General features: G+C 41.1%; 22 protein-coding genes and 2 tRNA genes. 14 read left to right on the top strand and 10 right to left on the bottom strand.

Going from position 1 to position 23639, the window contains the following annotated elements; genetic code table 11:
- Positions 1-683, top strand: a 683-nt coding sequence (locus tag FQ608_RS22900) for a group II intron maturase-specific domain-containing protein (RefSeq protein WP_262885534.1), incomplete at its 5' end; no start/stop codon positions are given.
- Between the two features lie 88 nt (positions 684-771).
- On the opposite strand, the gene FQ608_RS22895 is transcribed toward FQ608_RS22900, so the two are convergent.
- The gene (locus FQ608_RS22895) at positions 772-1488 is read right to left on the bottom strand and encodes a hypothetical protein (protein WP_158860825.1); all 717 of its coding nucleotides are present in this window, start codon (positions 1486-1488) and stop codon (positions 772-774) included.
- 37 nt (positions 1489-1525) lie between these two features.
- Positions 1526-2632, bottom strand: a complete 1107-nt coding sequence (locus FQ608_RS22890) for a tyrosine-type recombinase/integrase (RefSeq protein ID WP_158860824.1) — start codon at positions 2630-2632, stop codon at positions 1526-1528.
- Positions 2633-3278: 646 nt separating this feature from the next.
- Here FQ608_RS22890 and FQ608_RS22885 point away from each other — a divergent pair.
- Complete coding sequence (locus FQ608_RS22885) at positions 3279-4304, top strand: AAA family ATPase (RefSeq protein WP_158860823.1); 1026 nt, start codon at positions 3279-3281, stop codon at positions 4302-4304.
- An 89-nt stretch (positions 4305-4393) separates the two neighbouring features.
- Here the strand turns inward: FQ608_RS22885 and FQ608_RS22880 are convergent, their stop codons facing one another.
- Complete coding sequence (locus tag FQ608_RS22880) at positions 4394-7096, bottom strand: S8 family peptidase (protein WP_158860822.1); 2703 nt, start codon at positions 7094-7096, stop codon at positions 4394-4396.
- Positions 7097-7884: 788 nt separating this feature from the next.
- Positions 7885-7958, bottom strand: a tRNA-Pro gene (locus FQ608_RS22875).
- Here FQ608_RS22875 and FQ608_RS22870 point away from each other — a divergent pair.
- The 3 genes from FQ608_RS22870 to FQ608_RS22860 all read left to right on the top strand — a co-directional run bounded on the left by FQ608_RS22870 (position 7925) and on the right by FQ608_RS22860 (position 9185).
- Entirely contained in the window at positions 7925-8107 is a 183-nt protein-coding gene (locus FQ608_RS22870; protein ID WP_158860821.1) for a hypothetical protein, read from the top strand. The genes FQ608_RS22875 and FQ608_RS22870 overlap by 34 nt on opposite strands.
- 286 nt (positions 8108-8393) lie before the next feature.
- Positions 8394-8467, top strand: a tRNA-Asn gene (locus tag FQ608_RS22865).
- 283 nt (positions 8468-8750) lie between these two features.
- Positions 8751-9185: a response regulator gene (locus FQ608_RS22860; protein WP_158860820.1), complete on the top strand. Its 435-nt coding sequence runs from the start codon at positions 8751-8753 to the stop codon at positions 9183-9185.
- A gap of 210 nt (positions 9186-9395) precedes the next feature.
- On the opposite strand, the gene FQ608_RS22855 is transcribed toward FQ608_RS22860, so the two are convergent.
- The 3 genes from FQ608_RS22855 to FQ608_RS22845 form a co-directional block, all read right to left on the bottom strand.
- Positions 9396-9914, bottom strand: a complete 519-nt coding sequence (locus FQ608_RS22855; protein ID WP_158860819.1) for a lipocalin-like domain-containing protein — start codon at positions 9912-9914, stop codon at positions 9396-9398.
- Positions 9915-10188: 274 nt separating this feature from the next.
- The gene (locus FQ608_RS22850; RefSeq protein WP_158860818.1) at positions 10189-11013 is read right to left on the bottom strand and encodes a KilA-N domain-containing protein; all 825 of its coding nucleotides are present in this window, start codon (positions 11011-11013) and stop codon (positions 10189-10191) included.
- Positions 11014-11122: 109 nt separating this feature from the next.
- The gene (locus tag FQ608_RS22845) at positions 11123-11569 is read right to left on the bottom strand and encodes a macro domain-containing protein (RefSeq protein WP_158860817.1); all 447 of its coding nucleotides are present in this window, start codon (positions 11567-11569) and stop codon (positions 11123-11125) included.
- Positions 11570-11991: 422 nt separating this feature from the next.
- Here FQ608_RS22845 and FQ608_RS22840 point away from each other — a divergent pair, with 422 nt between their 5' ends.
- Entirely contained in the window at positions 11992-12291 is a 300-nt protein-coding gene (locus FQ608_RS22840) for a winged helix-turn-helix domain-containing protein (RefSeq protein ID WP_158860816.1), read from the top strand.
- 21 nt (positions 12292-12312) lie between these two features.
- Complete coding sequence (locus FQ608_RS22835; RefSeq protein WP_158860815.1) at positions 12313-13665, top strand: M24 family metallopeptidase; 1353 nt, start codon at positions 12313-12315, stop codon at positions 13663-13665.
- 54 nt (positions 13666-13719) lie between these two features.
- Here the strand turns inward: FQ608_RS22835 and FQ608_RS22830 are convergent, their stop codons facing one another.
- The 3 genes from FQ608_RS22830 to FQ608_RS22820 all read right to left on the bottom strand — a co-directional run bounded on the left by FQ608_RS22830 (position 13720) and on the right by FQ608_RS22820 (position 16541).
- Positions 13720-14700: a bile acid:sodium symporter family protein gene (locus FQ608_RS22830; RefSeq protein WP_158860814.1), complete on the bottom strand. Its 981-nt coding sequence runs from the start codon at positions 14698-14700 to the stop codon at positions 13720-13722.
- A 353-nt stretch (positions 14701-15053) separates the two neighbouring features.
- Positions 15054-15695 carry a class I SAM-dependent methyltransferase gene (locus FQ608_RS22825; RefSeq protein WP_158860813.1) on the bottom strand — a complete coding sequence of 214 codons (642 nt, stop codon included), beginning with the start codon at positions 15693-15695 and terminating at the stop codon, positions 15054-15056.
- Positions 15696-16541, bottom strand: coding sequence for a UbiA prenyltransferase family protein (locus tag FQ608_RS22820; protein WP_158860812.1), 846 nt, complete (start codon positions 16539-16541; stop codon positions 15696-15698).
- Between the two features lie 93 nt (positions 16542-16634).
- Here FQ608_RS22820 and FQ608_RS22815 point away from each other — a divergent pair, with 93 nt between their 5' ends.
- The 7 genes from FQ608_RS22815 to FQ608_RS22785 all read left to right on the top strand — a co-directional run bounded on the left by FQ608_RS22815 (position 16635) and on the right by FQ608_RS22785 (position 23635).
- Complete coding sequence (locus FQ608_RS22815) at positions 16635-17273, top strand: DUF459 domain-containing protein (protein WP_158860811.1); 639 nt, start codon at positions 16635-16637, stop codon at positions 17271-17273.
- On the top strand, positions 17274-18212 hold the full coding sequence (locus FQ608_RS22810; RefSeq protein ID WP_158860810.1) for an SGNH/GDSL hydrolase family protein: 939 nt from the start codon (positions 17274-17276) through the stop codon (positions 18210-18212). It begins immediately after the preceding gene.
- Between the two features lie 171 nt (positions 18213-18383).
- Positions 18384-19355 (top strand): YihY/virulence factor BrkB family protein, encoded by a 972-nt coding sequence (locus FQ608_RS22805; RefSeq protein WP_158860809.1) that lies wholly within the window; start codon positions 18384-18386, stop codon positions 19353-19355.
- A gap of 198 nt (positions 19356-19553) precedes the next feature.
- Positions 19554-20999, top strand: a complete 1446-nt coding sequence (locus FQ608_RS22800) for a M48 family metalloprotease (RefSeq protein ID WP_158860808.1) — start codon at positions 19554-19556, stop codon at positions 20997-20999.
- A gap of 118 nt (positions 21000-21117) precedes the next feature.
- Entirely contained in the window at positions 21118-21375 is a 258-nt protein-coding gene (locus FQ608_RS22795) for a DUF5683 domain-containing protein (RefSeq protein ID WP_158860807.1), read from the top strand.
- Between the two features lie 488 nt (positions 21376-21863).
- Positions 21864-22997 carry a hypothetical protein gene (locus FQ608_RS22790; protein ID WP_158860806.1) on the top strand — a complete coding sequence of 378 codons (1134 nt, stop codon included), beginning with the start codon at positions 21864-21866 and terminating at the stop codon, positions 22995-22997.
- Between the two features lie 56 nt (positions 22998-23053).
- Entirely contained in the window at positions 23054-23635 is a 582-nt protein-coding gene (locus FQ608_RS22785; protein WP_234364345.1) for an RNA polymerase sigma-70 factor, read from the top strand.
- Positions 23636-23639: the final 4 nt, after the last annotated feature.

Genomic DNA, 23639 nt, shown 5'->3' with positions numbered 1-23639 from the left:
TCCTGCTGGATGTGCTGGACAAGGAACTGGACAGGCGAAACCTGAAATACGTCCGTTATGCTGATGATTTCAGCATCTACACCAAGTCAAGGAGGGAAGCCAGAAAGGTGGGCAACGAGATTTACCTCTTTCTAAGGGACAAACTCAAACTGCCCATCAACAGGGAGAAGAGCGGCATGCGAAGACCTTCCAATTTCGAGCTGCTGGGACATGCGTTTGTCCCAACATACGAGAAAGGGGTCAAGGGAAAATACCAACTGGTGGTTAGGAAGAGCAGCTGGGAATCACTCAAGCGAAAGCTCAAGAAGATTACCAAGAAGACCAAACCGTACAGTTTTGAGGAACGGCTTCGCAAACTCAGGGAGGTCTGGATGGGATGGGTGAACAACTACCGGTTGGCAAGTATTCATGCCAAACTCAAACAGATCGACGAGTGGCTCAGAAACCGACTTCGCTATTGTATCTGGCACGATTGGAAAAAGCCTGAGCGGAAACGTAAAAACCTGATCAGACTGGGGGTAGACCAAGACCATGCATATGCGTGGAGTCGTACCAGAAAAGGTGGATGGGCAGTAGCCCAGAGTCCGATTCTGATTACTACAATCACTTTGTCCCGCTTAAGAAGAAAAGGTTACGAATCTATGCTTTCCTACTACCTCAAATCACAACCTACAATCCAGTGAACCGCCGGATACGAGACCCGTACGTCCGGTGGTGTGAGGGGTGCTCCGCAGGCTTATGGCCTGCGGCCATCCACTCGATTAGGTGCTTTTAATTTAGATATTTTGATACATCTAGAGAAAGTTTTTCTTCGTCAAATCTATTGAATATTACCAGCGAGTTTTCCTCCCATCTAGATTTTTTAAATTCGTATGAGGAATCATAAATAGACGAGTTTTTCATCAGGTCAAATTCGTCAAGTATTTCTCCCGATTTCATTAATATCCTGCATTGAATAAATTCATCTTCAGGTTTTACAACCCTGCATATCGATACCTTAAGTTTCCCACTTTTATGATTTTTTGAAACATTTAATTCCTGCTCAAAACCTTTGTGGTTTTCATTTGCTTTTAAAATTGCTTCTTCGAATATTTCAAAATCAACATTCATTTGCTCCCTTACATCGGACAAAACACTCTTTAAATGATTTCCTAAAAAGGCTATTTTTTTTTCGGTTGTGCCGTTCAGATAAGATTTCAATTCACTTTGTGAAATTATTCGAACTACCTCTATAATTTGTCCATAAGTCCTTACACTCGGTATATCAGCATCCAATTCAAATTTTATGTCTAGAAAACCATACCCACCCACTTCGGTATTTCTTGGTAAAAAATTAAAAACTAATTCTTCATAAAAGCCTATCAAAATATTGAAATCTTTGAGATGTTCCTCTCTCAATTCATTTTTCTTAATGGAATAAGTGATTCTGTTTATTTTCATTCTTCTAATTGCACCTAACACGTTTATATATGTGATAAATTTAAGCAAATCCTTCTGATTTGGGTAGCTTTATGTGATTTCCTTGCTACAAATCTTCAAAGGGACTTTTGATGTTTTGAAGGCTTTTGGTACTTACGTGGGTATAAATTTCGGTGGTTTTGCTACTGTTGTGTCCCAATAGTTCCTGTATATACCTTAAGTCCGTTCCGCTTTCCAATAGATGGGTAGCGTAATTGTGCCGGAGCCTGTGAAGCGTTACTGGTTTTTGTATTCCGGATTTGCGCAAAGCTTGTTTTAATACGTTTTGCAGACTTTCCGCACTATATTGTTCTCCCTTGTTTTGACCTTCAAAGAACCAAGTATATGGCTTACAAGCGACATAATATTGCCGCAGTAGTTCCACGAGTGTTCCACATAGGGGCGTTTTACGGTCCTTTTTCCCTTTGGACTGCCTGATAAGCAAGATGCCGCGCTTGCTGTCTACATCTATAGGCTTCAGGTTGAGGACTTCACTTCTTCTCAGCCCGCAGGCGTAGATCAGGCTTAGCATGGATCGGTGTTTGATGTTTCCGTGGACTTCTAGTATGGCTTTAACCTCCTCTTTGCTAAGAACATTGGGCAGTGTCTTTGGACGTTTGGGCCTGTAGATCAATTCAATGTCCAGTTTCCTCAGTTGCCGGTTTTGGAAAAACAACTTCACTGCATTGACCACCTGATTTTGGAAGGAGGCGATATAAGAACGTTTAATAATGTATTCCGTGTTGAATTTCTCAAAATCTGCAATATCGATTTCCCCAAGTGGCTTGTTCTCCAAAAACCTGATGAAAATTGCTACACTTTCCTTGTATGTTTTGATGGTGTTTTCGCTATACCGCTTGTTTCGCATCCAGTCTTCAAAATTGTTGATCTCCCAGGCGATTACTTCGGTTAAAGGAGGCAACTCCGGATTGGAGGGGATTGGTTTTAATAAATGAAGCTGGGAATAATCTAATCCTACTTTTCCCTTAAAAAATCCGAGTAAGTCATTCAGTTGATCTTCGGTGTGAGGAACCCGCCAAACCTTCTGTTTTGGATCCCAGTGACATTCTGGATAGGTCTTCACTAGTTCATTCAACTGAAAATTGAAAGGAAACTCCAGCCTTATTACGGGTTCTTTTCCAAAATATCCGTTTTTAAAAACAATGGTCTTCATATAAAAAATAAAAAGTGACAGAGTAAAAATAAGCATTCCCTTTTGATTTGCAAATCTTTTTTACAATAACTGTGGTCCGGTTAAAAATTTTCATCAGTAATAGTGTTTGCAACCGTCTACGGGAGAACACCAAGCTTATGTGGAAGTGGCTTTGGAAGATTTTTTAATTATCAAAGTGTCGTTAAAGGACGTTAGATACTGATGCCCCTACAGGGTCAAGGTCTTTCTAAATTTTTTGCTGGTACGCTTTTTCGAATTTGCTATATGCTAACCAACCTTATCTTAGTTTAACCACTTTACTAAAAAGATCCACTGAATGTCACCACATTAACAGTAATTGTGTCAGGTTGGTAGGGATAGACACCTTAATTTCATTTTTCTGTCAGGGGATTTCGGGAGGCCGGGTTTCGTGAAATTTTGATATTTTACATGGACTATACCCAAGCTTGTAGAGCTAACGTTGTTATGGATAACATATAGAATAGATTGACGTTTGTCTATTGGGGTAAATAAATTGCTGGGGAGGATAAAAATAATTGCCTTTCTACCTAAAAATTTTTAATTTGTATAAATTTACCTAAAAATCTTATTAGGAAGATTCATTTCATAGCTTTGTGGAAGGTTATTTGCTATCAGATCGACAAATATGAGTCAGCAAGATTATATAAAAGATATTGCGCGCTTTGGGTTAGAAAATGACCAAGAGAAACTGTTGACTACGTTGAACGAATTTATTGAGCATAACAAGATCAGTAAAAAAGTCAACTTTGCTTTGCAACTGCAGTCCCTACTAAAAGATAGCCTCCGCAAGCAGAAAAATAGCTCTTTGCAGAAAGTGGGGTCACCATCACACTATCAAAACGTGCAAGATCGGGAAACCGATGATTTGATCTTGGAAAAGCTAACCTCAGATTACGGCTTGGACAACCTAGTGTGCACGACTTCTGCCAAGGATAAACTGGTAAATTTTTTGGAGGAGCACCGCGAGATCGAATTATTAGCAAAATACCAACTACCCATTTCCAATAAGCTATTACTGTATGGTCCATCGGGGTGTGGTAAGACGTTGGCATCTTACGTGATTGCGGGGGAACTGCAAAAGATGATGATAGTTGTTAATTTGGGAGCCATCGTGTCTTCAAAGCTGGGCGAAACCAGTAAAAATCTTGCAAAGATATTTCGTAGGGCTGCACAAGAGGATTGCATTATCTTTATCGATGAGTTTGATTCACTGGGTAAGGTTCGTGACTACAGCCAGGATCACGGTGAGATGAAGCGCGTGGTGAATACTATCTTACAACTCTTCGACTATTTGCCACAAAGCAGCATGGTTATTTGCGCTTCCAACCAAAAGGAGATGCTGGACGATGCGCTGCTGCGCCGATTTGATTTAGCTATATCTTTGGAACTACCTGATCAACAACAGATACAGGAGTTGATTAAGTTAGTTTTGAAAGAGGGGCAGTTTACCTTTGACCGAAAAATCTCCATGAAGCAATTGTTTGACAGCGCACAGGGTTTATCGTACTACGGGATACAGAAGACACTGATTAATGCAATCAAACGAAGTCTATTTGCACAGAAACATTTGCGTTCGACAAAACTGAGAATTAATACGCAGGCCTGGAACGAGCTGTTGAAACAAGAGAAAGAAGCCTTGGATTTGAAATAAGCCAATGCTTTTTTAAGAGCACTTTTTTAAAAATCACAAGAAGCACTTTCGCAGCATTTATTCTAGTTCATAACCCCAATTATTAAAGTTTAAACTTCTGCGTGTAGGTCTTGGTCAAGGTCGACAATATTATTTTGAATAACTTCGATAGAATTTACCGCTTTCAGTTCATCGTATAAGCTTCGCTCTTCTTTCAGCTTAGAAATATCATGTATTCGAATGGCAAGGGAGAAAGAATGTGTGGATGTGTTCGCCACCCAGTTCTGGAGATCAGCATCTAAATTTTCCTTCACTGCACAACGCATAACAACGACAAGTTGATTATCTATTTTTTCAATATCACGCTTATCTAATCGAATTGTCATTTGCTGCCGGTTGGAAAGCGGTTTGTTGACCAAAGGAAAGAAATCCTCAGACCAACAATTTAAAGAGGTCTTGACACCAAGAAGTTCATTCTTTTTGTCCAATTTTAATTTCGCTAGTTTATTATTCTCCTCTTCTGAAATGCTCCCCCTGTCCTTTTTATCCTGAAGACTCCAAATCTCGTCAGTCCACTTATCCCTATAGAAGTCATGGTCTCTATCAGCCAAAATAGCAGCGAGTTCGTCCAAGTCTTTAACCACACAATTAGCAAAATTGAATGAAATATGTAGAGGATTATAATCAACATGATTGCCCCATGCAGGATTAGTTTTAAAACATAAAGTAGCTCGAATATCTAAACATTTGGAACCTATACAGTCCAACAAATATTTAGGTACATGCACTAGTAAAACTTTGTGATGATCAGTATTAATTGTATCCTCTACTAAAAGTGATACTTCATGAGGGGTAGAATAAAGCATTTTTTCTAAATCTGGCCTTCCATATCCTACAAGATTACGATGGATGTCCTTTGCAGATAGCACTTGCCTGCTAATATCAGTTTTTTGGGGTTTATCCAACATTTCGAAAGGCCGGCCATATTTATCAGAGGATAGGGATTGTTTTCGTCGCATAACCATATCCTCCAAATAACTAGGTGAATAAGGATCAGCGCTATTAATCATTAACGCCTTAATGGATTGTAAACTAATGTTTGGATATAAATTTAAAAGCTGAACGGCAAGATTTAAAGCCAATGGTGTAGCAAGACTGGTGCCGGAGTCAAAAATGTAATAATCATTGCCTAACTCCCCAAAGCCCAATACTTGCATACCTGAGTCGATCTGCAAAACATCGCCACCGGGCATAACAATATCAGGCTTAAACAAATTTCTGTTTCCATGATTATGACTTAATATTCCTCCATTAATCCTCTGCTTAAAATCATAGTGATTTTTGCGAGAGTAGTATGCGGGGAGGTTTTTATCAAGACTTAAATCCGGCTGAGTATCATTCCTATAGTTCTCGGCTAATGCGCCTACTGTGATATTGTTCATGCTCTCTGCTGGTGTGCAGATATTCGTATAAATACAGGAATGCATTTCTGATTCCGCTCCAGGATTATAAAATTGATTAGGGTAATTATGCAGTTCATGTGGTTCGTCTTGCATTGCAACTAAGTCATCATAATGCATATTTCCGGCTGCAATAAAAATCAGTAAATCCTCTTCATAAGCCAATTTATCCAATAAATAAGCGAAAAGGGAAGGAGACTCATTATACAACTTACTCTGTGCGCACACAGAAAGGTTAAATAGTCGTATACCCTGGGCAAGATGTACATTGCGAATGGCTTCAACTACCTTAATTACATCAATATACCCGTCAAAGTTTTCCAATATCTTTATTGAGTAAATATGGGCATCAGCCACTAACTCTTTGTCCTCTGTAAAATATCGTTCACCGACAGACGCTAAACTCGCTACTACTGTACCATGTCGATGAGCAGCGGATAATGCATCATTAGTAGAAGTAATGTCGTATCCTCCTCGGATAATCTCCTTAACAGGATCTATAGGCCGGATACCATTATCTAATATTCCTACAACCGTGTTTTTTTTGTTGTTATTTTTTATCGTTAAATCCCATGTTAGCTTTGCATTATTAAATTGATCCGGTTTAATAGTGACGCTACGCAACGCATGTGCCTGGGCTAGGATATCAAAGTTGCTAGCCAATTCCGCTGAAAGATCTTTATTCAGGCCTTTTATTTGGATCATTTTTTCATAAGGATCCATATTAAAAAAATTAATATCTCCCTCGATGACCAAATTATCGAGATGTTTTTTTAAAATATTCAGCTGTTTATCGTATACACCATGAATATGCTCATTGTTGTTAATAAGCTCAAACACCATATCTCCTGAACATTGATTACGAATATCGGTGGCTGTATGAAATTTGACATCGTATAAGATAGTCATAATTGCATAACTCGTTTTTCGAGGTGAGGTGTGGTCATCACTTTGTATATATTTATTTAAAAGGTTATTAAATTTCTTTAGCTTCTCTTCATCGACTATCGCAAATAAAACCGTCCGGTTGAAATCTTTTTGCATGACAGGACTCAACCCAAAATCGTCTAAAAATATCGTCCGGGTCTTAAAAGTAGCGCCATCGCTAAAGGGGACGAAGAACTTTATCTCGATAATCTCAATATGTTCTAGAATTAAAGCTTTTTGTTGCAAGCGTTCAGCTTTATCCTTTAATAATTGGTTAAATGAGGCATGAATCCTTTGCTTGTGACGTCTATAGGCTTCTGGGTCTTTATCAATAGAGTTGGTGTTAGTAATATTTCGTGACTTATCGAATTTGTTAGCATATCCAGAGGGATTCCTAAGGTATAAATGTGGGAGTTTTGAGTTCATTGCAAATCATTCCTTTGGTAAAATTTAAATATAGGGTTATTTTTTTAACAAGTTGCTTTAGATTCGTATACCATTTAGGAGATTGGATCTAATTTACGAACTCTTTGGTTGACCAGAAAAAGAACCCACTTTTTGGCATGTTTCAGCGGCGGTCAAGCAGTGATGCTGCGTTGGGAAAAAACATTATGGTGTTCAAGATTTGTAGTTTAAATAGAATGTATCAGCCAAGCTGTCTCAGCTTGCAGAGGTTGAGTTCAGTTTTTCTGATTTAAAAAAAGTGAGTACTACTCTCAAACCCACGTGCCTCGCACCACCACAAAGGCTCTGAACCCATTGACGTTTTTGTCTGCCTTATCGTTCAGCCATTTCATTTTCTTTATCTTCAGGAAACAGGCTTTGCCCTGAAATTGGAAGCCGTGGACGAGCATTTCTTCATAAAAGTCTTTGAAGGTGAGCTTTGCACTTTCGATATGCGGGGGCGGATGTCAATCTCCTCCAGGTAGCTGTAATAGTAATTGTCTTTCAGTGACGTCTAGGTCATTTAAAAATCCAGGCAATAGCACTCTTAGGCATTCAGTTTCTTCAATCCTTTTTACACAATGAAAAACAACTCCACCTATTTAGGACTGGCCTGTTCCTATCCCTACCTATAAGATCCGAATCATAATTACTAGTTGTCCCACTTTACCTTACTTTAACCACTTTCCAAAATGAAGGGAAAATCTGTCCGCATTATGTCCGCAAAAAAGAAAAAGCCACTGATTTTCAGTGGCTTATCTTCAATTCAGTCGGGGTGGCGGGATTCGAACCCACGACCTCTTACACCCCATGCAAGCACGCTACCGGACTGCGCTACACCCCGAGAATTTTAACTCACTAATTAAATACACCAACCCGGGATTCGACCCCATGACCTTCCTGACTTCAGTCAGGACACGCTACCGGACTGCGCTATACCCCGAGAATACTAATCACACACCAACTCTAGAATTAAGCCGAAGACCTACCTAACGTCAGTCAGGAGACTGCGCTATGTCCCGAGTTGATTGGACTGCAAAATTAGAATTTTTTTAGTCATATGAAAATTTAACTCCAAAAAAAATCTGACTCTTTGAAAACACCTCCCGACGTGGCAACATAAATGATTTCCTTTAAGAACACAAAAAAATTAACACCTTGAATTTGAGGGTAAAACCAATAGATTTATAAAATAACGGGTTGATATTTGGAAAAAAAACCTCAACCTGTTATGTTTGCATCACGAAATCATGGATCAGTCTTGATTTCTCTGTTTAATTCCTCCTTAGCTCAGTTGGTTAGAGCATTTGACTGTTAATCAAAGGGTCCTTGGTTCGAGCCCAAGAGGAGGAGCAGAAGTGACAAATAGTTGGCTAATTTTTAGTCAGAATCTTGTAAGGGTTGTTAGGATAATCTTTTTAATTGCCACTCATCATTTCACAATTTAAAAGAGCTACAGATTAATTTCTGTAGCTCTTTTTTTGTGGGCTGATTATTGGTTGGCCGTTTAATTCTTCCATTTTTGACAGAGTTTAAAATTTATAAATAGCTAAAGAATTAAATAGAACGTAAATTTAACGCATCATTGATTTTATTCGAAAATCCAACGAATAATATACCAATTTACATTTTCCCTATGAACAAAAGTGGCCCCATTATAATAATTGAAGACAACCCGGCTGACCAAGAAATACTTTCCGAGATCTTCGATGAACTCAACTATGTTAATAAGTTAATTTTTTTCGATGACAGTGAATTGGCTTTGGAGTATTTGACTGACACGGACGTTGAACCGTTTCTTGTACTTTCTGACCTAAGAATGCCTAAACTTAATGGAATGGAATTATGGGAAAAGCTAATTAACAATGAAAAAATAAGATTAAAAACAATACCCTATCTGTTCTTTTCCACAACTGCCGAGCAAAAGGATGTGATAAACGCTTATTCAAGGTCTATTCAAGGATTTTTTGTCAAACCGACCGAATACAGTAAGCTAAAAGATCTTATGGTAACAATCGTGGAATACTGGCAAGAATGTGAATCTCCTAATTATCTAAAAAATCCCCAATAAAGTAACAGGAGTCTTAACTCGTCTGATGCTACCAAAGTTCTGTTATTTCTCTCTTTGACCAAATATTTCTTAGGTGAATTTTTTTTATTAATCGCCGAGTCAATATCTTCTTAAAAGGGGAGTATCAACTTTTATGCTTTTTCTTTAATAAACAAAAAATGGCCCCAGGATTTTACCCTAGAACCATTTGCGTTTTTGAGAGTGAGTGGATTATTTTATTAAATCAATAACAAAACTAAATGAGACAGTATTATCAGTACCATCATCGTTAAAGTCCTCTATTTCTTCTTCAGAAAAGGAAAGCTTCAGTTTATTGTTCGTCAATTCCAAAACGTCCATTTCCTGTGGTCCTTCACTTGAAGAAATCGTTAATTTGGTGTTGTTGTTAGTGAGTTGATAAGTACCTGATTCCTGCACTGCTCCATTTTCACGTGCGGAGTAAGTTCCATCTGCATTAAAAACAAAAGAACTTCCCTGAAGATCAAGAGCATTTTCTATAAAAACTTTATAGAAACTTTCTTGGAGTGCTGCATCTACAGGATCTTCGCCGTTGGCTATTAGAAATTGAGATATGCTCTGGTTATCAACTAAAATAGTCACCTCAGAATCACTATAATTCCAAGTGCCTACAATAGGAGAAACTGCTGGCGCACCATCATCGTCTTTACTACATGAAGAAAAGAACGCCATAGAGGAAGCGATGCCGAGGATGAAAAGTGATCTAAACATGTTTTGCATTGGGAAATAATTTAAGTTTAAAACGTGAATTGAAATAATCTTTATAAAGATAAGGAATTTAGGCAATATAAAGTACTTTGTTACAAAAAACGCCAATTAATACATAAGATATTTGGCTATGAACGAAGAGCTGTTCCACCTTTAAGCTAAATTATTGGTAATATTCATGTTGTAACTTTCTCCTTTATAAATTATCTCGTGCATTCGGCAGTTGTTTTATTTCTTGCCACGAATGCACGAATATTTGTGCATTCGTGGCTATTCACTATTTGCGTTTTTTCAAGTTTGCATTATTGACCAACGAAGTCATTTGTGTAATGGCAATTTGGTTGAGTTGAATTAGGCGTTCTGATTGATTTAGGTCTTGGCGAATCAAAACGGCATTGATACTTTCTAAATTGGACAGTACTACCAACTGTTCAAGGGTGGCATCATCCCTCATATTCCCTTTGCCATCAGGATTTTCAGTTCGCCAATCCGCAGCTGTTATTCCAAAAAGCGCCATATTGAGCAAATCGGCTTCGGAAGCATAAACAAAAGAGATTTGCTTGCCGGTTAGTTTCTCAGGAATCAGTCGCTCCTTAATGGCATCTGTGTGGATGGTATAATTGACTTTTGCGAGGGTGCGTTGGAGATTCCAGTCGAGTTGTTGGCGGTTGTTTTCTTGTTCTTTAAGGCGTTGGAATTCGTTAATTAAATAAAATTTAAACTCTGCACTTATCCAGGTAGCAAATTCAAAAGCGATGTCTCGGTGAGCAAATGTTCCGCCGTAGCGTCCGGTTTTAGAAACGACGCCTATTGCATTGGTGGCTTCTATCCAGCGTTTAGGTGTAAGAGAAAAGCTATTGGAACCTGCCATATTTTTAATTCCATCGAATTCGATGGAATTAAAATCGGGGTTATTGAATTGTTCCCAAAGTCCCATAAACTCGATAGTACTTCTATTACGCATCCAGTTCTGTAGGATGTAATCACTGCGTTCAGCGTCACGATATCTTGCAATATCGGTTAAGGAAATAAAATCATCTAGCTTATCAGAATAGAGGCTTATTTCCCGACCTTTTACTTCTATTTTCTTATTCTTTACCATATTCAAATCTTATTGTGGATATGATCCCGATTAAAATAATGATTTTTTTTGACTCGCTTGTGAAATTCTTCGAAATATTGTTTTCGGATTTTTGTGCCCGCTTTTAATTTCACAGCGGATCAAAAATGGTGATTTCAATATTCAAATGATGAAGTTTATTCTCAATAATTGCTTTTACCTTTTCCCAATCCAGCCCACCCAGGCCTGCCCCCAAAGCAGGAATTGCGATGGATTTGATGTCTAAATTTTCAATTTGTCCTACCAAATCATCTAAACCTAATTCAATAAAAGAGTAGCTGGATTTGTCGATCCAGTGCTTCTTTGTAGGGAAATTGACAATCCACTTTGGGTTCAATAGACTATTTGTAGCCGTGATAAACATTTTCCCTATCTCTACCTCGTCCTTCTTGCAGGCCGCAGCGTACAATTTGAAATTGGTTGGAAAACGCTTTTTAAACTGGAGGGCAACCCCCTTTCCCATGACTCCAACGGTATTGACTGCGTTAACCAGAGCCTCTGTATCGCTGGCGAATATATTTCCGGTTTTAAATTTCATGGTTCATAAATATAAGAACTAAGGAATTTAGCATACTATTTTTGGAATTGTCCAGCAACATGTTGGACTAATTTAGTTCTAGAATTTAAAGTTGCGTTTATAAAACAATGTTTTCACATCAAATAAGGCCAGTTTGATTTTCATCGACCTTTCAACTTTCCGTCGGCGAAGGCTGGATTATCGTAAAGTCGGCAAAAGGTATTTCGCTTTATATAAATTTTCAAGAAAAACCTATCTGCATCTTCCAAAAAGCAGTCAAAACCGAAGGTTAATTGAGGTATTGGTGTGTAAAATACGAAATAAAAATTACTTCGGATATTAAAATGGGGATTCGGCCCCTTTTCAATTTCGGCGTTTTCTTCGATCTTACCAAAATGTTCAAAAGTTACATTGGAAACACAAATTTTAATTAGATTCGAACCATGAACGAAATCCCCGATTACCAGTCAATCATGCTGCCATTTCTAAAAATCATTCAGGACGGAAAGGAGTATGTATCGTCAGAAATCGTCAAGATTCTTTCCGATCAGTTCCAATTAACTGATGATCAAAGGGAAGAATTACTACCCAGTGGCAACCAAGCTATCATCAATAATAGAGTGGGGTGGGCTAAGTTTTACTTAGAGCGTGCTGGTCTGGTAACTACCGTTAAAAGAGGAGTATATCAGATATCCCCAGAGGGACTTCAAATAATACAATCCACTCCCCCTCCCCTACATTAACCCCACAACCTAACAACTACCATGAAAAAAATCCTCCTGCTCATCTCTATTGGACTCTGTACCCTACACCTGTCCCACTCCCAAACACACCAGATCCTCTCCCAGCGGGAACAGGCCGTAGTCATCGACGAATGGCTGGAGGAACGTATTCAGACTTTGCTTCCGGAACTGATGGACCGTTCGGGGATTGATATGTGGGTGGTGATTTCCAGGGAGTATAACGAGGATCCGGTGATCCGCACCTTTCTGCCGGCTACCTGGCATGCAGCTAGAAGACGTACCATGCTGCTGATGTATAAACCGGAGGGCAACCAAGAGGTGGAAGCACTTGCTGTGGCCCGTTATGATGTGGGAAAATCCTTTACAAAAGCCTGGGACCCGGAAACGCAACCGGATCAGTGGAAACAGTTGACCGACTTGATTGTGGAGCGAAACCCCAAGAAGATCGGAATCAATGTTTCCGATGACTTTGGACATGCGGATGGGCTGACGCGCACAGAGCATGATTTGTTAATGAGCTATTTGCCGAAAAACTTCCATCCAAAAGTCACCTCCGCACAAAATCTGTCCGTAGGCTGGCTTGAAACACGTATTCCTTCCGAAATGGCCGCCTACAGACATATTCAGTCCATCGCCCATGAGATTATTCAGGAAGGACTTTCCGAAAAGGTGATCACTCCCGGTGTTACCACCACGGATGACGTGGTATGGTGGTATAGGGAGCGCATCAAAGAACTGAAACTGGACACCTGGTTTCACCCTTCGGTTGATATTCAGCGGGAGGATCCCGGCAATCAGGAGCAACTCCGGTCTTTTGCCGTCAAAGCGGAGTCGCAAGTCATTATGCCCGGCGATCTGCTGCATATGGACTTTGGCATAGCCTACCTCCGCCTGATGACGGATACGCAGCAACTGGCCTATGTGTTAAAGCCCGGCGAGAATGATGTTCCTGCTTACCTGAAAGATGCTATGAAAGTGGGCAACCGGGTGCAGGATATACTAACTAGCCAGTTTGTAACCGGACGCACTGGCAATGAGATCCTGCGGGAAACCCGGAAAATTATGGAAGCGGAGGGTATTAAGGGCAGTATTTACTCCCATCCCATGGGCTACCACGGCCATGCGTCCGGCCCCACGATTGGCATGTGGGACAATCAGGGCGATACGCCAGGCGCTGGAGATTATCCGCTTAATCCCCACACGGCCTATGCCATCGAGTTAAATGCCGTGGTAAATGTGCCTGAATGGGGCAAGGATGTTCGGATCCTGCTGGAAGAAGGAGCCTATTTTGACGGAGAAAAAGTGATCTACCTAAATGGCAGGCAAAAGGAATGGTTGACGATACCTAGGGTGAAGTCCTATTTAGGCGAGTGATGTAAATACCTTTTCGGAATTCATTTGCTAGAAAGGAAATTAACTAATCCCTTTCTATTCCTTATGCTCAACCAACCGCCTTTCCGCCATCCGTGTCGCAATAATGCTGATGATAAATATCTGGATGGCATGATAAATCATCAAAGGAAGCAGGATAATTCCCACTGGAAAGGAGGCTGGAAATAGAATTTTAGAGAAAACGGTGCCGTGAATCAGCGATTTCTTCGATCCGCAAAACTGAGCTGTGATGCGGTCCTCCTCGTCAAAACCCAGTTTTTTGGAGAGGAATCCGACCAGAAAATAAACGAGGTAGAAAAGGATCGTGGTTGCCAATGTGATATACAACAGATCCGCAATACCCACCGAACTGAATACCCTATCTTCAAAGGATTCGGCAAAGCTTTTATAGATGATTAACAGGATGATGGATTTATCAAAGGTTGATAGTTGCTTGCTGTATTGCTGCACCCATTTCCCGAAAAAGCGCTGCAAGCTGATTCCAATCACTATGGGAACCAGTATTTCCGTAAGCAACTTTATATAAATAACACCCAAATCAAAATCCCCCGCCGCCTGTGTCAAAAACAACCCCATCCACAAGGGAGTCAGCACAATTCCCAACAGGCCCGAAATGCTGGCATTGAAAATGGCTGCGGGGATATTCCCTTTGGCTATGGAAACCATTACAACGGATGACGAAACCGTAGACGGCAAGGCTGCCAGAAAAAGGAAAGCAAGCCAAATCATTTCTCCGTTTTCTGTCTGGATAAGAGGTTGAAAAGCCAATATGATCAATGGGAAAACAAAAAAGGTGGAGGCCTGCACAAGAAGGTGCAGCCGCCAGTTTTTTAGCCCGTTTCTGATTTTTGCGGGACTGAGTTTCAACCCATAGAAAAAGAATATCAGGGAAATGCCTATGCTTCCTATCAAATCAATCGGAACCGGACTGTCTTTGCTACCCCAATGCGGAAAAAAATAGGCCAGCATGATCACCACGATAATGGCCAGAACAAAATTATCAATTTTTATTTTCATAGGGATTTTCACAAAACCAAATCAAATGCGAAGCTCAACAAGTAGGACAATATATCCAAATATTAATGAACTGCCGCATTCCTTTTAATTCCCAAAGAGACAGATACTGAGGGTAAAAAAAGAACCACGGAGAACACGGAGGTTGCACATAGGAGGGCACAGAGGTTTTTTTTAAATCCCTTTGTGCATTCTTTGCGTCCTTTATTGTATTTTTTATATGTTCTTGAAAACCCCTATGTGAACTGTGTTACTAAGTGGTAAAAAAAATTGGGGATGAGTTACCACATAGCGCACAATAGTTCACATAGAGCTACCTAATCCGTTGTGCCCAGTGCCTGAAACAATCTATGTGGTTAAAATCTTCTAAACACCTTTGCCTGAATAAACCCATCCATAATACTGCAGGTCTCCTTTTCCTTCCAGCCCCAACGATCAAAAAAGTACGCATAATCCGGCAGATCCCTCCTAGGATGATCAACTACAATGTTGAATAGTCCAATCAGTATCCTTATCAACCACCGCTTTGCTGGAATATTATAAAAATCCACAAAAATCCACTCGGTATGCTTGTCGCCAACTTCAGCAAGTTGGTCAAATAAAATCTCCAACTTTTTATCAGACAACACATCCAAAAAATATTGGGTGAGGATAACGTCTGGATTTATGGTACTTAGCTGGGAGAAATCAGCACTGTGTATAAACTGGATATTCACTGGAACACCACCCTGAAATCGCCTTTTCGCCCTTCGAATCATGACTGTAGATGCATCCATAAAATATACTCTGCCCTTTGCCCCTATTCTTCGCACAATTTCCGGAAGATTTTCACCCGTGCCTCCACCGAGTATAAGGACAGTTTGTCCGGTTCGTATTCTTTCCAAATAGCTGTACTTACTTCGGATAAATTGTTTACCCAAGAAATAGCGTGAAAGTGGGTCATATATCCAGGCAATTTGATTGTATGCGTTTAGCGGATTTATCGGTCTTCGCCCCATTTATGCCAATAGAATCAAAGTGCTGGGTAGAAAAAAGATAATTTCCAGCATACTTCGTGTTTTTTCACTGCTTAATTTTCCCTCCAAAAAGTACCTAACATGCAAAAGAAACATTATCAGGACAATTAAAGTGAAAACATGGTAAGCGGAGGAAAGCAGAAAAAACAAACTGATGATATAAAGTAGTCCTACTAGACCAAGCCAAAATAAAAGCCGGCGGGTTTTTTCAAATCCCAATGCAGAGACAAGGGATTTTTGTCCGGCCTGAGAATCCGTCTGCTGATCCAGCAACGAAAGATAGACCAAGTTAAACCAAGCTAAGAGTAGGTAGGCGAGGGCAAAATGAATCCATTTCCAGCTAGTCAAGCTTTCAAACTCCTGCATCAGTGGGAGCAATAGCAGTCCGGCCACATACAGGAAAGCAATAATGCCCTCTTTAAATGGCCCCAATTTTTCTTTGAACTTTTGCGTAAGCAGCATTCCACCCAGAATCATTGCGGCAAGAAATGCGCCTGTTAGAAATATAGCCGTGGATGGCAAAAAGACCCATGCCAACCCCAAAACGATTCCTGTTGCCAAAAGGGCTGAAATGACAAGTGGTTTAAAATATTCACGATGGAAAAGATGCCGGGGAGATTCCAATTTCCCCGGTGAAAACTCTGCATCAAGTAGATGGTCAAAGGTATATATAATCCACACCGAGAGTGCAAGGATCAAGTAAGTCATCCCAGAGAGCGGGGCATCCAACAGCCTGGCAAAGAAATACATGCCCGCACAGGCACCCAAAGCTACATCGATAGACAGATAATGTAAAATTCGGTAGAATGAAGCCAACCAAGCGGACATGGGACAAAGTTAGCCATTCAAAGAGGGATTTTACACCAAAAAGGTGTAAATTCATGGCCTGACAATATGTTTATAAAATCAAGCTACAATCGAATGAAAAAATGGATGTTTGCCCTGCTTGTTTTGCTGGGCGTTGATAGTCTCGCACAAAACCTAGAGGGCATTCGGGTAGCCTGTGTCGGCAACAGTATTACCGAGGGACCTGGAAGAAATAATATCAACAGCTATCCCCTGATGATGCAGAAGTTATTGGGAGATGCCTATTGGGTGAAGAATTTCGGTGTCAGCGGCAGCACGCTCCTAAAGGAGGGAGATCTACCCTATTGGGATCAGGCACAGTATAAGGAAGCCTTGGAATTCAAACCGGATGTCCTGATTGTGAAATTGGGAACCAATGATTCGAAACCCCAAAACTGGAAATTCAAGGACGATTTTGTGGAGAATTACACTGAACTGGTCGAAACTATCAAAGAAGTAATGCCGGAAAATGGCCAAGTGTATATTTGTCTCCCCGTTCCTGTCTTTGAAGACAATTGGGGTATTACAGAGCGAATTCTCGTTAAGGAAATGCGGCCTATGCTTAGGAAAGTAGCAAGAGCTACTGGAGCCAAAGTCATTGATCTGCACAAACCATTTTCCACTAAGGCGGGATTGTTTCCCGATGGCGTCCACCCCAATGCGGAAGGAAATGCCCAAATGGCGGAATTGATTGCCAATCTTATCAGAGAGTAAATGAAACCATATTTTTGGAAAAGAGTACTGATTATTAGCTGTTTGTCAGGAATTCTTGGAGCAACAACAGCGCAAACGGTCTATAAGATTCCCGAGAAGGCTGAGCGAATTTTGTTTTTGGGAAACAGTATTACATACGGAGCCCATTATGTGAATTACGTAATTGCCTACCTGCACCTGAACTATCCCGACCGGGATTTCGAGTTTATCAATGTTGGCTTGCCGAGTGAAACCGTATCCGGACTTTCCGAAGCGGGTCATGCCGATGGAAAATTCCCAAGACCGGATCTACATGAGCGCCTTGATCGCATATTGGTAGAAGTCAAGCCTGATTTTGTGTTTTCCTGCTACGGCATGAATGACGGAATTTATCTTCCCTTTGAGGACGGGAGGTTTTTAAGCTATAGAAAGGGGCAGGAAATGCTGCATAAAAAAGTAACAGCGACTGGAGCCGGCCTTGTTCACCTCACGCCTCCCATTTATGATGAAAATAAAGGTGCGGCATACGCCAATGTGCTGGATATTTATAGCAGTTGGCTACTGAGTCAGCGATATACCCAGGACTGGCAGGTGATAGATCTGCATTGGCCTATGCGGAAATTCCTGGAAGAAAAGCGGGAGGAATCACAAGATTATTTTTTGGCGGCTGACGGCATACATCCCAATGAGACGGGACACTGGCTCATGGCCAGAGAACTGTTGCTGGGGATAGGGGAACATCACGTTTATGGCGTAAACTCCCATAACGACTATTTTTCGAAGCAAACGAATGGGACGGAAATCTTGGACCTGGTTGAGGAATACCAGGCGGTGACAAAAGATGCATGGTTGACACATATTGGGCATAAAAGGCCCGGTATGAAATCCGGCATTCCATTGGAAAAAGCGAATGAAGCAAGTACCCAAGTTTTGAAAAAATTAAAATCGTTAAAGCAATAAAAAGTGGGGAAAAAGGTAGTTTATCAGCCAATTTTCAACTCACTTCCCCCAACTAAATTTTTTTGAAGGCTTTCCCCGGTGATGGGATATTTCTTCACCTTTAAAAGGTGGGCATGGTTCATGCTATTATATAGGACGGCAAAATTATCCGGTTCCCAAATTTTTATTCAAATGAAAAAAATACACAAGAAGTCATCGAGAAGAAAACCCAAATTCAAAATCGTGGATTTACCGAAACTGTTTTGGGAAGCGGCGAAGATCTGGAACGCCAATAATCCATGGAGATTGGGTGCAGTAGTGGCCTATTACGCTGTTTTGTCCCTGCCAGGACTATTGATTGTGATTATAAACTCTGTCGGTGCTATCTGGGGGACCGAAATCGTCCAAGGGCAGATTACGGGGGAGATTTCAGAGGCTATCGGTCCAGATGCCGCACAAGCGGTGATTGGGATTATTGCTAATACCCAAGAAGATGGAAGAACATTGTTTGCGACAATTATAGGAATAGCAGTTCTGATATTTGGGGCAACGGGGGTATTTTACCAGCTTCAAATTTCCATGAATGAAATTTGGGGTGTGAAGATAGATCCCAAGGCCGGATTTATAAAAGTCATAAAGGACAGGGCAGTGAGTTTGGCATTTGTCATGGCCATTGCCTTTTTGTTGATCATTAGTTTTGTCGTATCCACCGCTTTGACAGTTGTTAGCACATATCTTACCCGAATTTGGGAGCCTGGTTTTGTCCTCGTTGCCCAATTAATGGAATTTATAGTTTCTACAGGCATACTTGGTTTATTGTTTGTCCTTATTTTCCGGTTTATGCCGGATATGAAAATCTACTGGAATTCAGTTTGGCTCGGGGGCTTCATTACGGCTCTTTTATTTAACTTGGGAAAAATATTATTAAGCCTCTATTTCGGATTTTCTGAACCCGGATCAACATATGGAGCCGCGGGTTCAGTAGTGCTGGTATTGCTTTGGGTTTCCTATTCCTGTTTGATACTTTTCTTCGGAGCGGCTTTCACACGGGTCTACGCTGAGAAATATGGCCCGAAACTTCATCCTGAGGATTATGCCATGATAGTGGAAACAAAGGAAGTAGTGGTGGAAAAAGGGAGTGATAATTCCACCTCAGACGAATAAATTTACACTTCCGAAATAAGGCACTGCACGTGAGCCCATAATTGGCAAATTGATTAGCTTATTTAATTAATCGTACTAAATGGTTTTACCTATAAATTTTGTACTGCAATAGTTGGATCCAAAATTGCTATATGTATTTAAATATAGGTTTAAAAGCTATTTTATTCTTAAAAAAACAAATTACACAATATAAAAACCATGACACAAAAATCATTTTTAATTATACTAAGCCAGTTGGTGGTTGCTTTCTGGCTCGTCTCCTGTGCCATAAATCCAGTCACTGGAAGAAAACAATTGGTCTTTATGTCGGAAGCCCAGGAAATCAGCATGGGTAAAGAATCCGATCCGCAGATTACCGCATTCTTTGGTGTTTACGACGATCCCAAGCTACAGCAGTTCATTACCGAAAAGGGATTGGAAATGGCAGCCATTTCACATCGTCCCAACTTGAATTATGAATTCAAAATAGTAGATTCTCCCGTAATCAATGCCTTTGCAGTGCCGGGAGGTTTCGTCTACTTCACCAGAGGCATTATGGCCCACTTTAATAATGAGGCAGAATTTGCAGGGGTATTAGGACATGAAATAGGTCATATTACCGCAAGACATTCCGTGATCCAACAGCGAAATCAAATGCTCGGACAACTCGGTATGATTGCGGGAGTGATCTTGATGCCCGAGCTTTCTCAGTTTATGGAACCCATGTCGCAGGGAATGCAGTTGGCCTTGCTGAGTTTTGGAAGGGATGCGGAAAGGGAATCCGATAAACTTGGCGTGGAATATTCTTCTAAAATTGGCTACGATGCGACTGAAATGGCCGGATTTTTCCAGACATTGGAGCGGCAACAGGCAAAATCTGGTGGAGGTGATATTCCCGATTTCCTTTCTACGCACCCTTCGCCGGCAGAGCGGAATACCACAGTCGCTAGAATGGCGTTGGAATGGCAGGAAAAGCTTCAGTTGAAAAATGCTGAAGTAAACCGTAACAGTTATCTCCAACGGATTGAAGGCTTGGTATTGGGTGAAGATCCAAAGCAGGGGTTTGTAGAAAACAATACTTTCTACCATCCGGTACTAAAATTTTCCTTTCCAATCCCCGCTGACTGGAACCTACAAAATACCCCCCAACAAGTACAGATGGCACCTACTAATGGGGAAGCACTGATGATGCTTACCTTGGCAAAAGGAACTTCGCTCACGGAGGCTTCAAAATCTTTGTTGGAGCAGTATCAACTGGAGTTAGTTGACTCCAAAGAGGAAAAAATCAATGGCCTATCCGCTTTGATGACCACCGCCGATCAAAAGCAGGAGCAACAAACCATCCGGGTAAATGCCAGCCTGATCCAATTTGACGGTAATATCTATGCAATCTTGGGCATATCCACATTGGACAATTCCCCTACCTATTTGCCGATTTTTCACCGCACCATGCGTGCCTTCCAGGAATTGAAAGAAGCGGACAAATTAAACAGAAAACCTGATGTGGTTCGGATAAAAGCAGTTCCCAGAAGGATGACCTTGCAAGCTGCTTTGGAGCATTTCAGTATGCCACAGGACCGCATGGAAGAATTGGCTATTTTAAATGGAATGGCACTAGAAGATACCCTTGAAAAAGATATGTGGATCAAGGTAGTTGGGAAATAAAAAGATTTTGATAAATTTACCTAAACCACCCAATAAATTGATTTCCAATTTAGTATGGGTGGTTTTTGTGGATAGAAGCAAGTCGAAACACAACCCCCAGCAGTAAACTATAGAAACCATGGATGATGAAAACGGTTCAACAGTAATTGGAGATTTCAAATCCATAATTGAAAACAAGGGTAAATGGATTCCCGGAACAGCCGCATTTTTAAGTTTTATCATCCCTGGATGGGGCCAGATATATAAAGGCCAACTAAAAACCGGGATCATATGGCTAATTGTAACCGCAGCCTGTTATTTTTTCGCAATAATTCTCGGACTATTCATCCATATTATTTGCACCCTGGAGGCTGCCTATGTAAAGCCTGACAAATAAAATGAATTAGGTTTTTGTTTAATATTTCCTACTACCAAATGATCACTAAAAAAATTCAATGATTAATCCATTTCACTTACATAAAGCTCCAAGTAAAGTTTCCCTCAAAATCAATTTTTGAATAGAGTCACAGAGGTTACGCAGAGGTTTTAGAAAAAAACGTTGTGTTCTTTGTGCCTTCTCCGTGCCCTTCGTGGTCTTTTTTTTTCACTACAGAGTTCACAGAAATTCCCCTAGTGGACTCGGAGAATTTTCTAAAAAAAACGTTGTGCTCTTTGCGCCTTCTCCGTGCCCCTCGTGGTCCTTTTAGCAACACTTGAGTAAAATGATAGGCAGCGGCGGGTTGTCACTTCACAAATCGACGCATCTTAATAGTACATAGAATTCAACTATTGAGGAACTGGGTAATTCTTTAAATAAAATTTTAATTTTGACTAAGGGTAACTCAAGGGAATGGTGTCATGGATTAAACAACTATACATTAATCCATGAAAAAAGCCCAAACATCTCTCAACTTCTTTTCCCTACTTATTGCATTGACATGGGGGCTCCCTTCCCAACTTATAGCTCAGGATGTACAACCAGCCCATTTTGGACTGCTTTATCCCCTTAGTACCCAAGGAACATTCTCGCCAAATAACACTAACTATTTCAGCTTGCACGCACTGTCCGGAATTTCGGGTGGGGAAAGAGGGCTGGCTGTATATGGACTTGCTGGCATTATCAAAGGCGATGCCGAGGGACTTCAGGTGGCGGGCTTGGTAAACCTCACCGAGGGAAATCTCTCTGGCCTTCAAGTAGCGGGGCTATTAAATAGAGCGGGAGGTTCCAGCGAAGGCATTCAGATTGCCGGACTGACCAATCTCAGCCGCGGAAATACCCCGATTCAAATTAGCGGCTTATACAACAATACAGACAAATCGGATGCCGTTCAAATTGCCGGACTTGTAAATACTACCGGGGAATCTGACGGGGTTCAAATTGCCGGGTTGGGAAATTTTACCAAGCGTAGTTCAGGCGTGCAGGTAGCCGGTTTGGTGAACACGGCCGAAGAGGTCAATGGTTCACAAATCAGCGGACTTATCAACCGGGCCAAAGTGGTACGGGGAGTGCAAATCGCTGGACTGATCAATATTGCTGACAGCAGTGATTACCCCATAGCAATCATCAACCTTATCAAGACAGGAGAAAAACGTATTGGGCTAGGCACGGACGAAAACCTTTCTACTATGCTGAGTTTTCGGTCAGGGGGGAGCAAACTTTATGGTCTGATTGGCTTGGGTACCAATCTCCAATATTCGGAACTTGCATACGGATTTGAAGCCGGACTTGGACTCGCCCTGCATAATAGCAGCAGCTTCAGGATGGATCTGGAGGGATTCAATTTGTTTATGACAGATTTCCACGGCAGCGAATACTCCAAATCAGGAATTCGGCTCCTCCCAGCTCTCCGATTGGGAGCCGGATTACAGCTTTATGGAGGTCCCAGTCTGAATTTTATGCACACAGACAACTCCAAGCGGTACCCTTCCGGAGGCCTGGAAATCTGGGGCAGTAATCGTTGGGGAGACTATCGGTCATTGGACTTAGGCTACACGGTAGGTATACAACTCACCCTATAATTCCGTTAAGTGATAGGTTTTATGTATATTTCTGGCTCTAAGGTTGACAAATAGCCGTGAATGAACAGACCATTTCAGCAGAATTTTCTCTGGATGAGCCCACCTTTGAACAGGTTTTTAAGGAGCATTACGGGGCACTGCATGCCTATGCCAACGTCATCCTAAAAGATAGCGCTGGGGCAGAGGAAGTCGTCCAGACTGTATTCTTAAAGCTTTGGGAAAAAAGATCCGGGCTGCGAATCACAAGCTCCCTCAAGGCCTATCTCTATAAGGCGGTCTACCATTACAGCTTGAATCACCTCAAGCACCAAAAGGTGCGCCAACGTCATTGGGAACAAACACACTATGAATTGAATCAACAATTGTCCTCGGATAACTCACAGATTATGGAAGGCCAGGAAAAGGAATTGATGCAGCGAATTCAACAGATCTTGGTTGAGCTCCCAGAAAAATGCCGAATGGTTTTCCATCTGAGCCGATTTGAGGAGCTGAAGTATGGTGAAATTGCGGAGCAACTTGGAATATCGGTCAAGACGGTTGAAGCCCATATGTCCAAAGCGCTAAAAACCCTTCGACTGGAACTAGCGGAATTCTTGCCGCTGCTGATTTTATTCCTTCAACTCCTAATCAAAACTTGAACCC

The organism is Lunatibacter salilacus (genome assembly GCF_009797935.1).
Lineage (GTDB): Bacteria > Bacteroidota > Bacteroidia > Cytophagales > Cyclobacteriaceae > Lunatibacter > Lunatibacter salilacus.
Note: the sequence above shows the minus strand (reverse complement) of the source record. Positions and strands in the feature narration are given on the sequence as shown.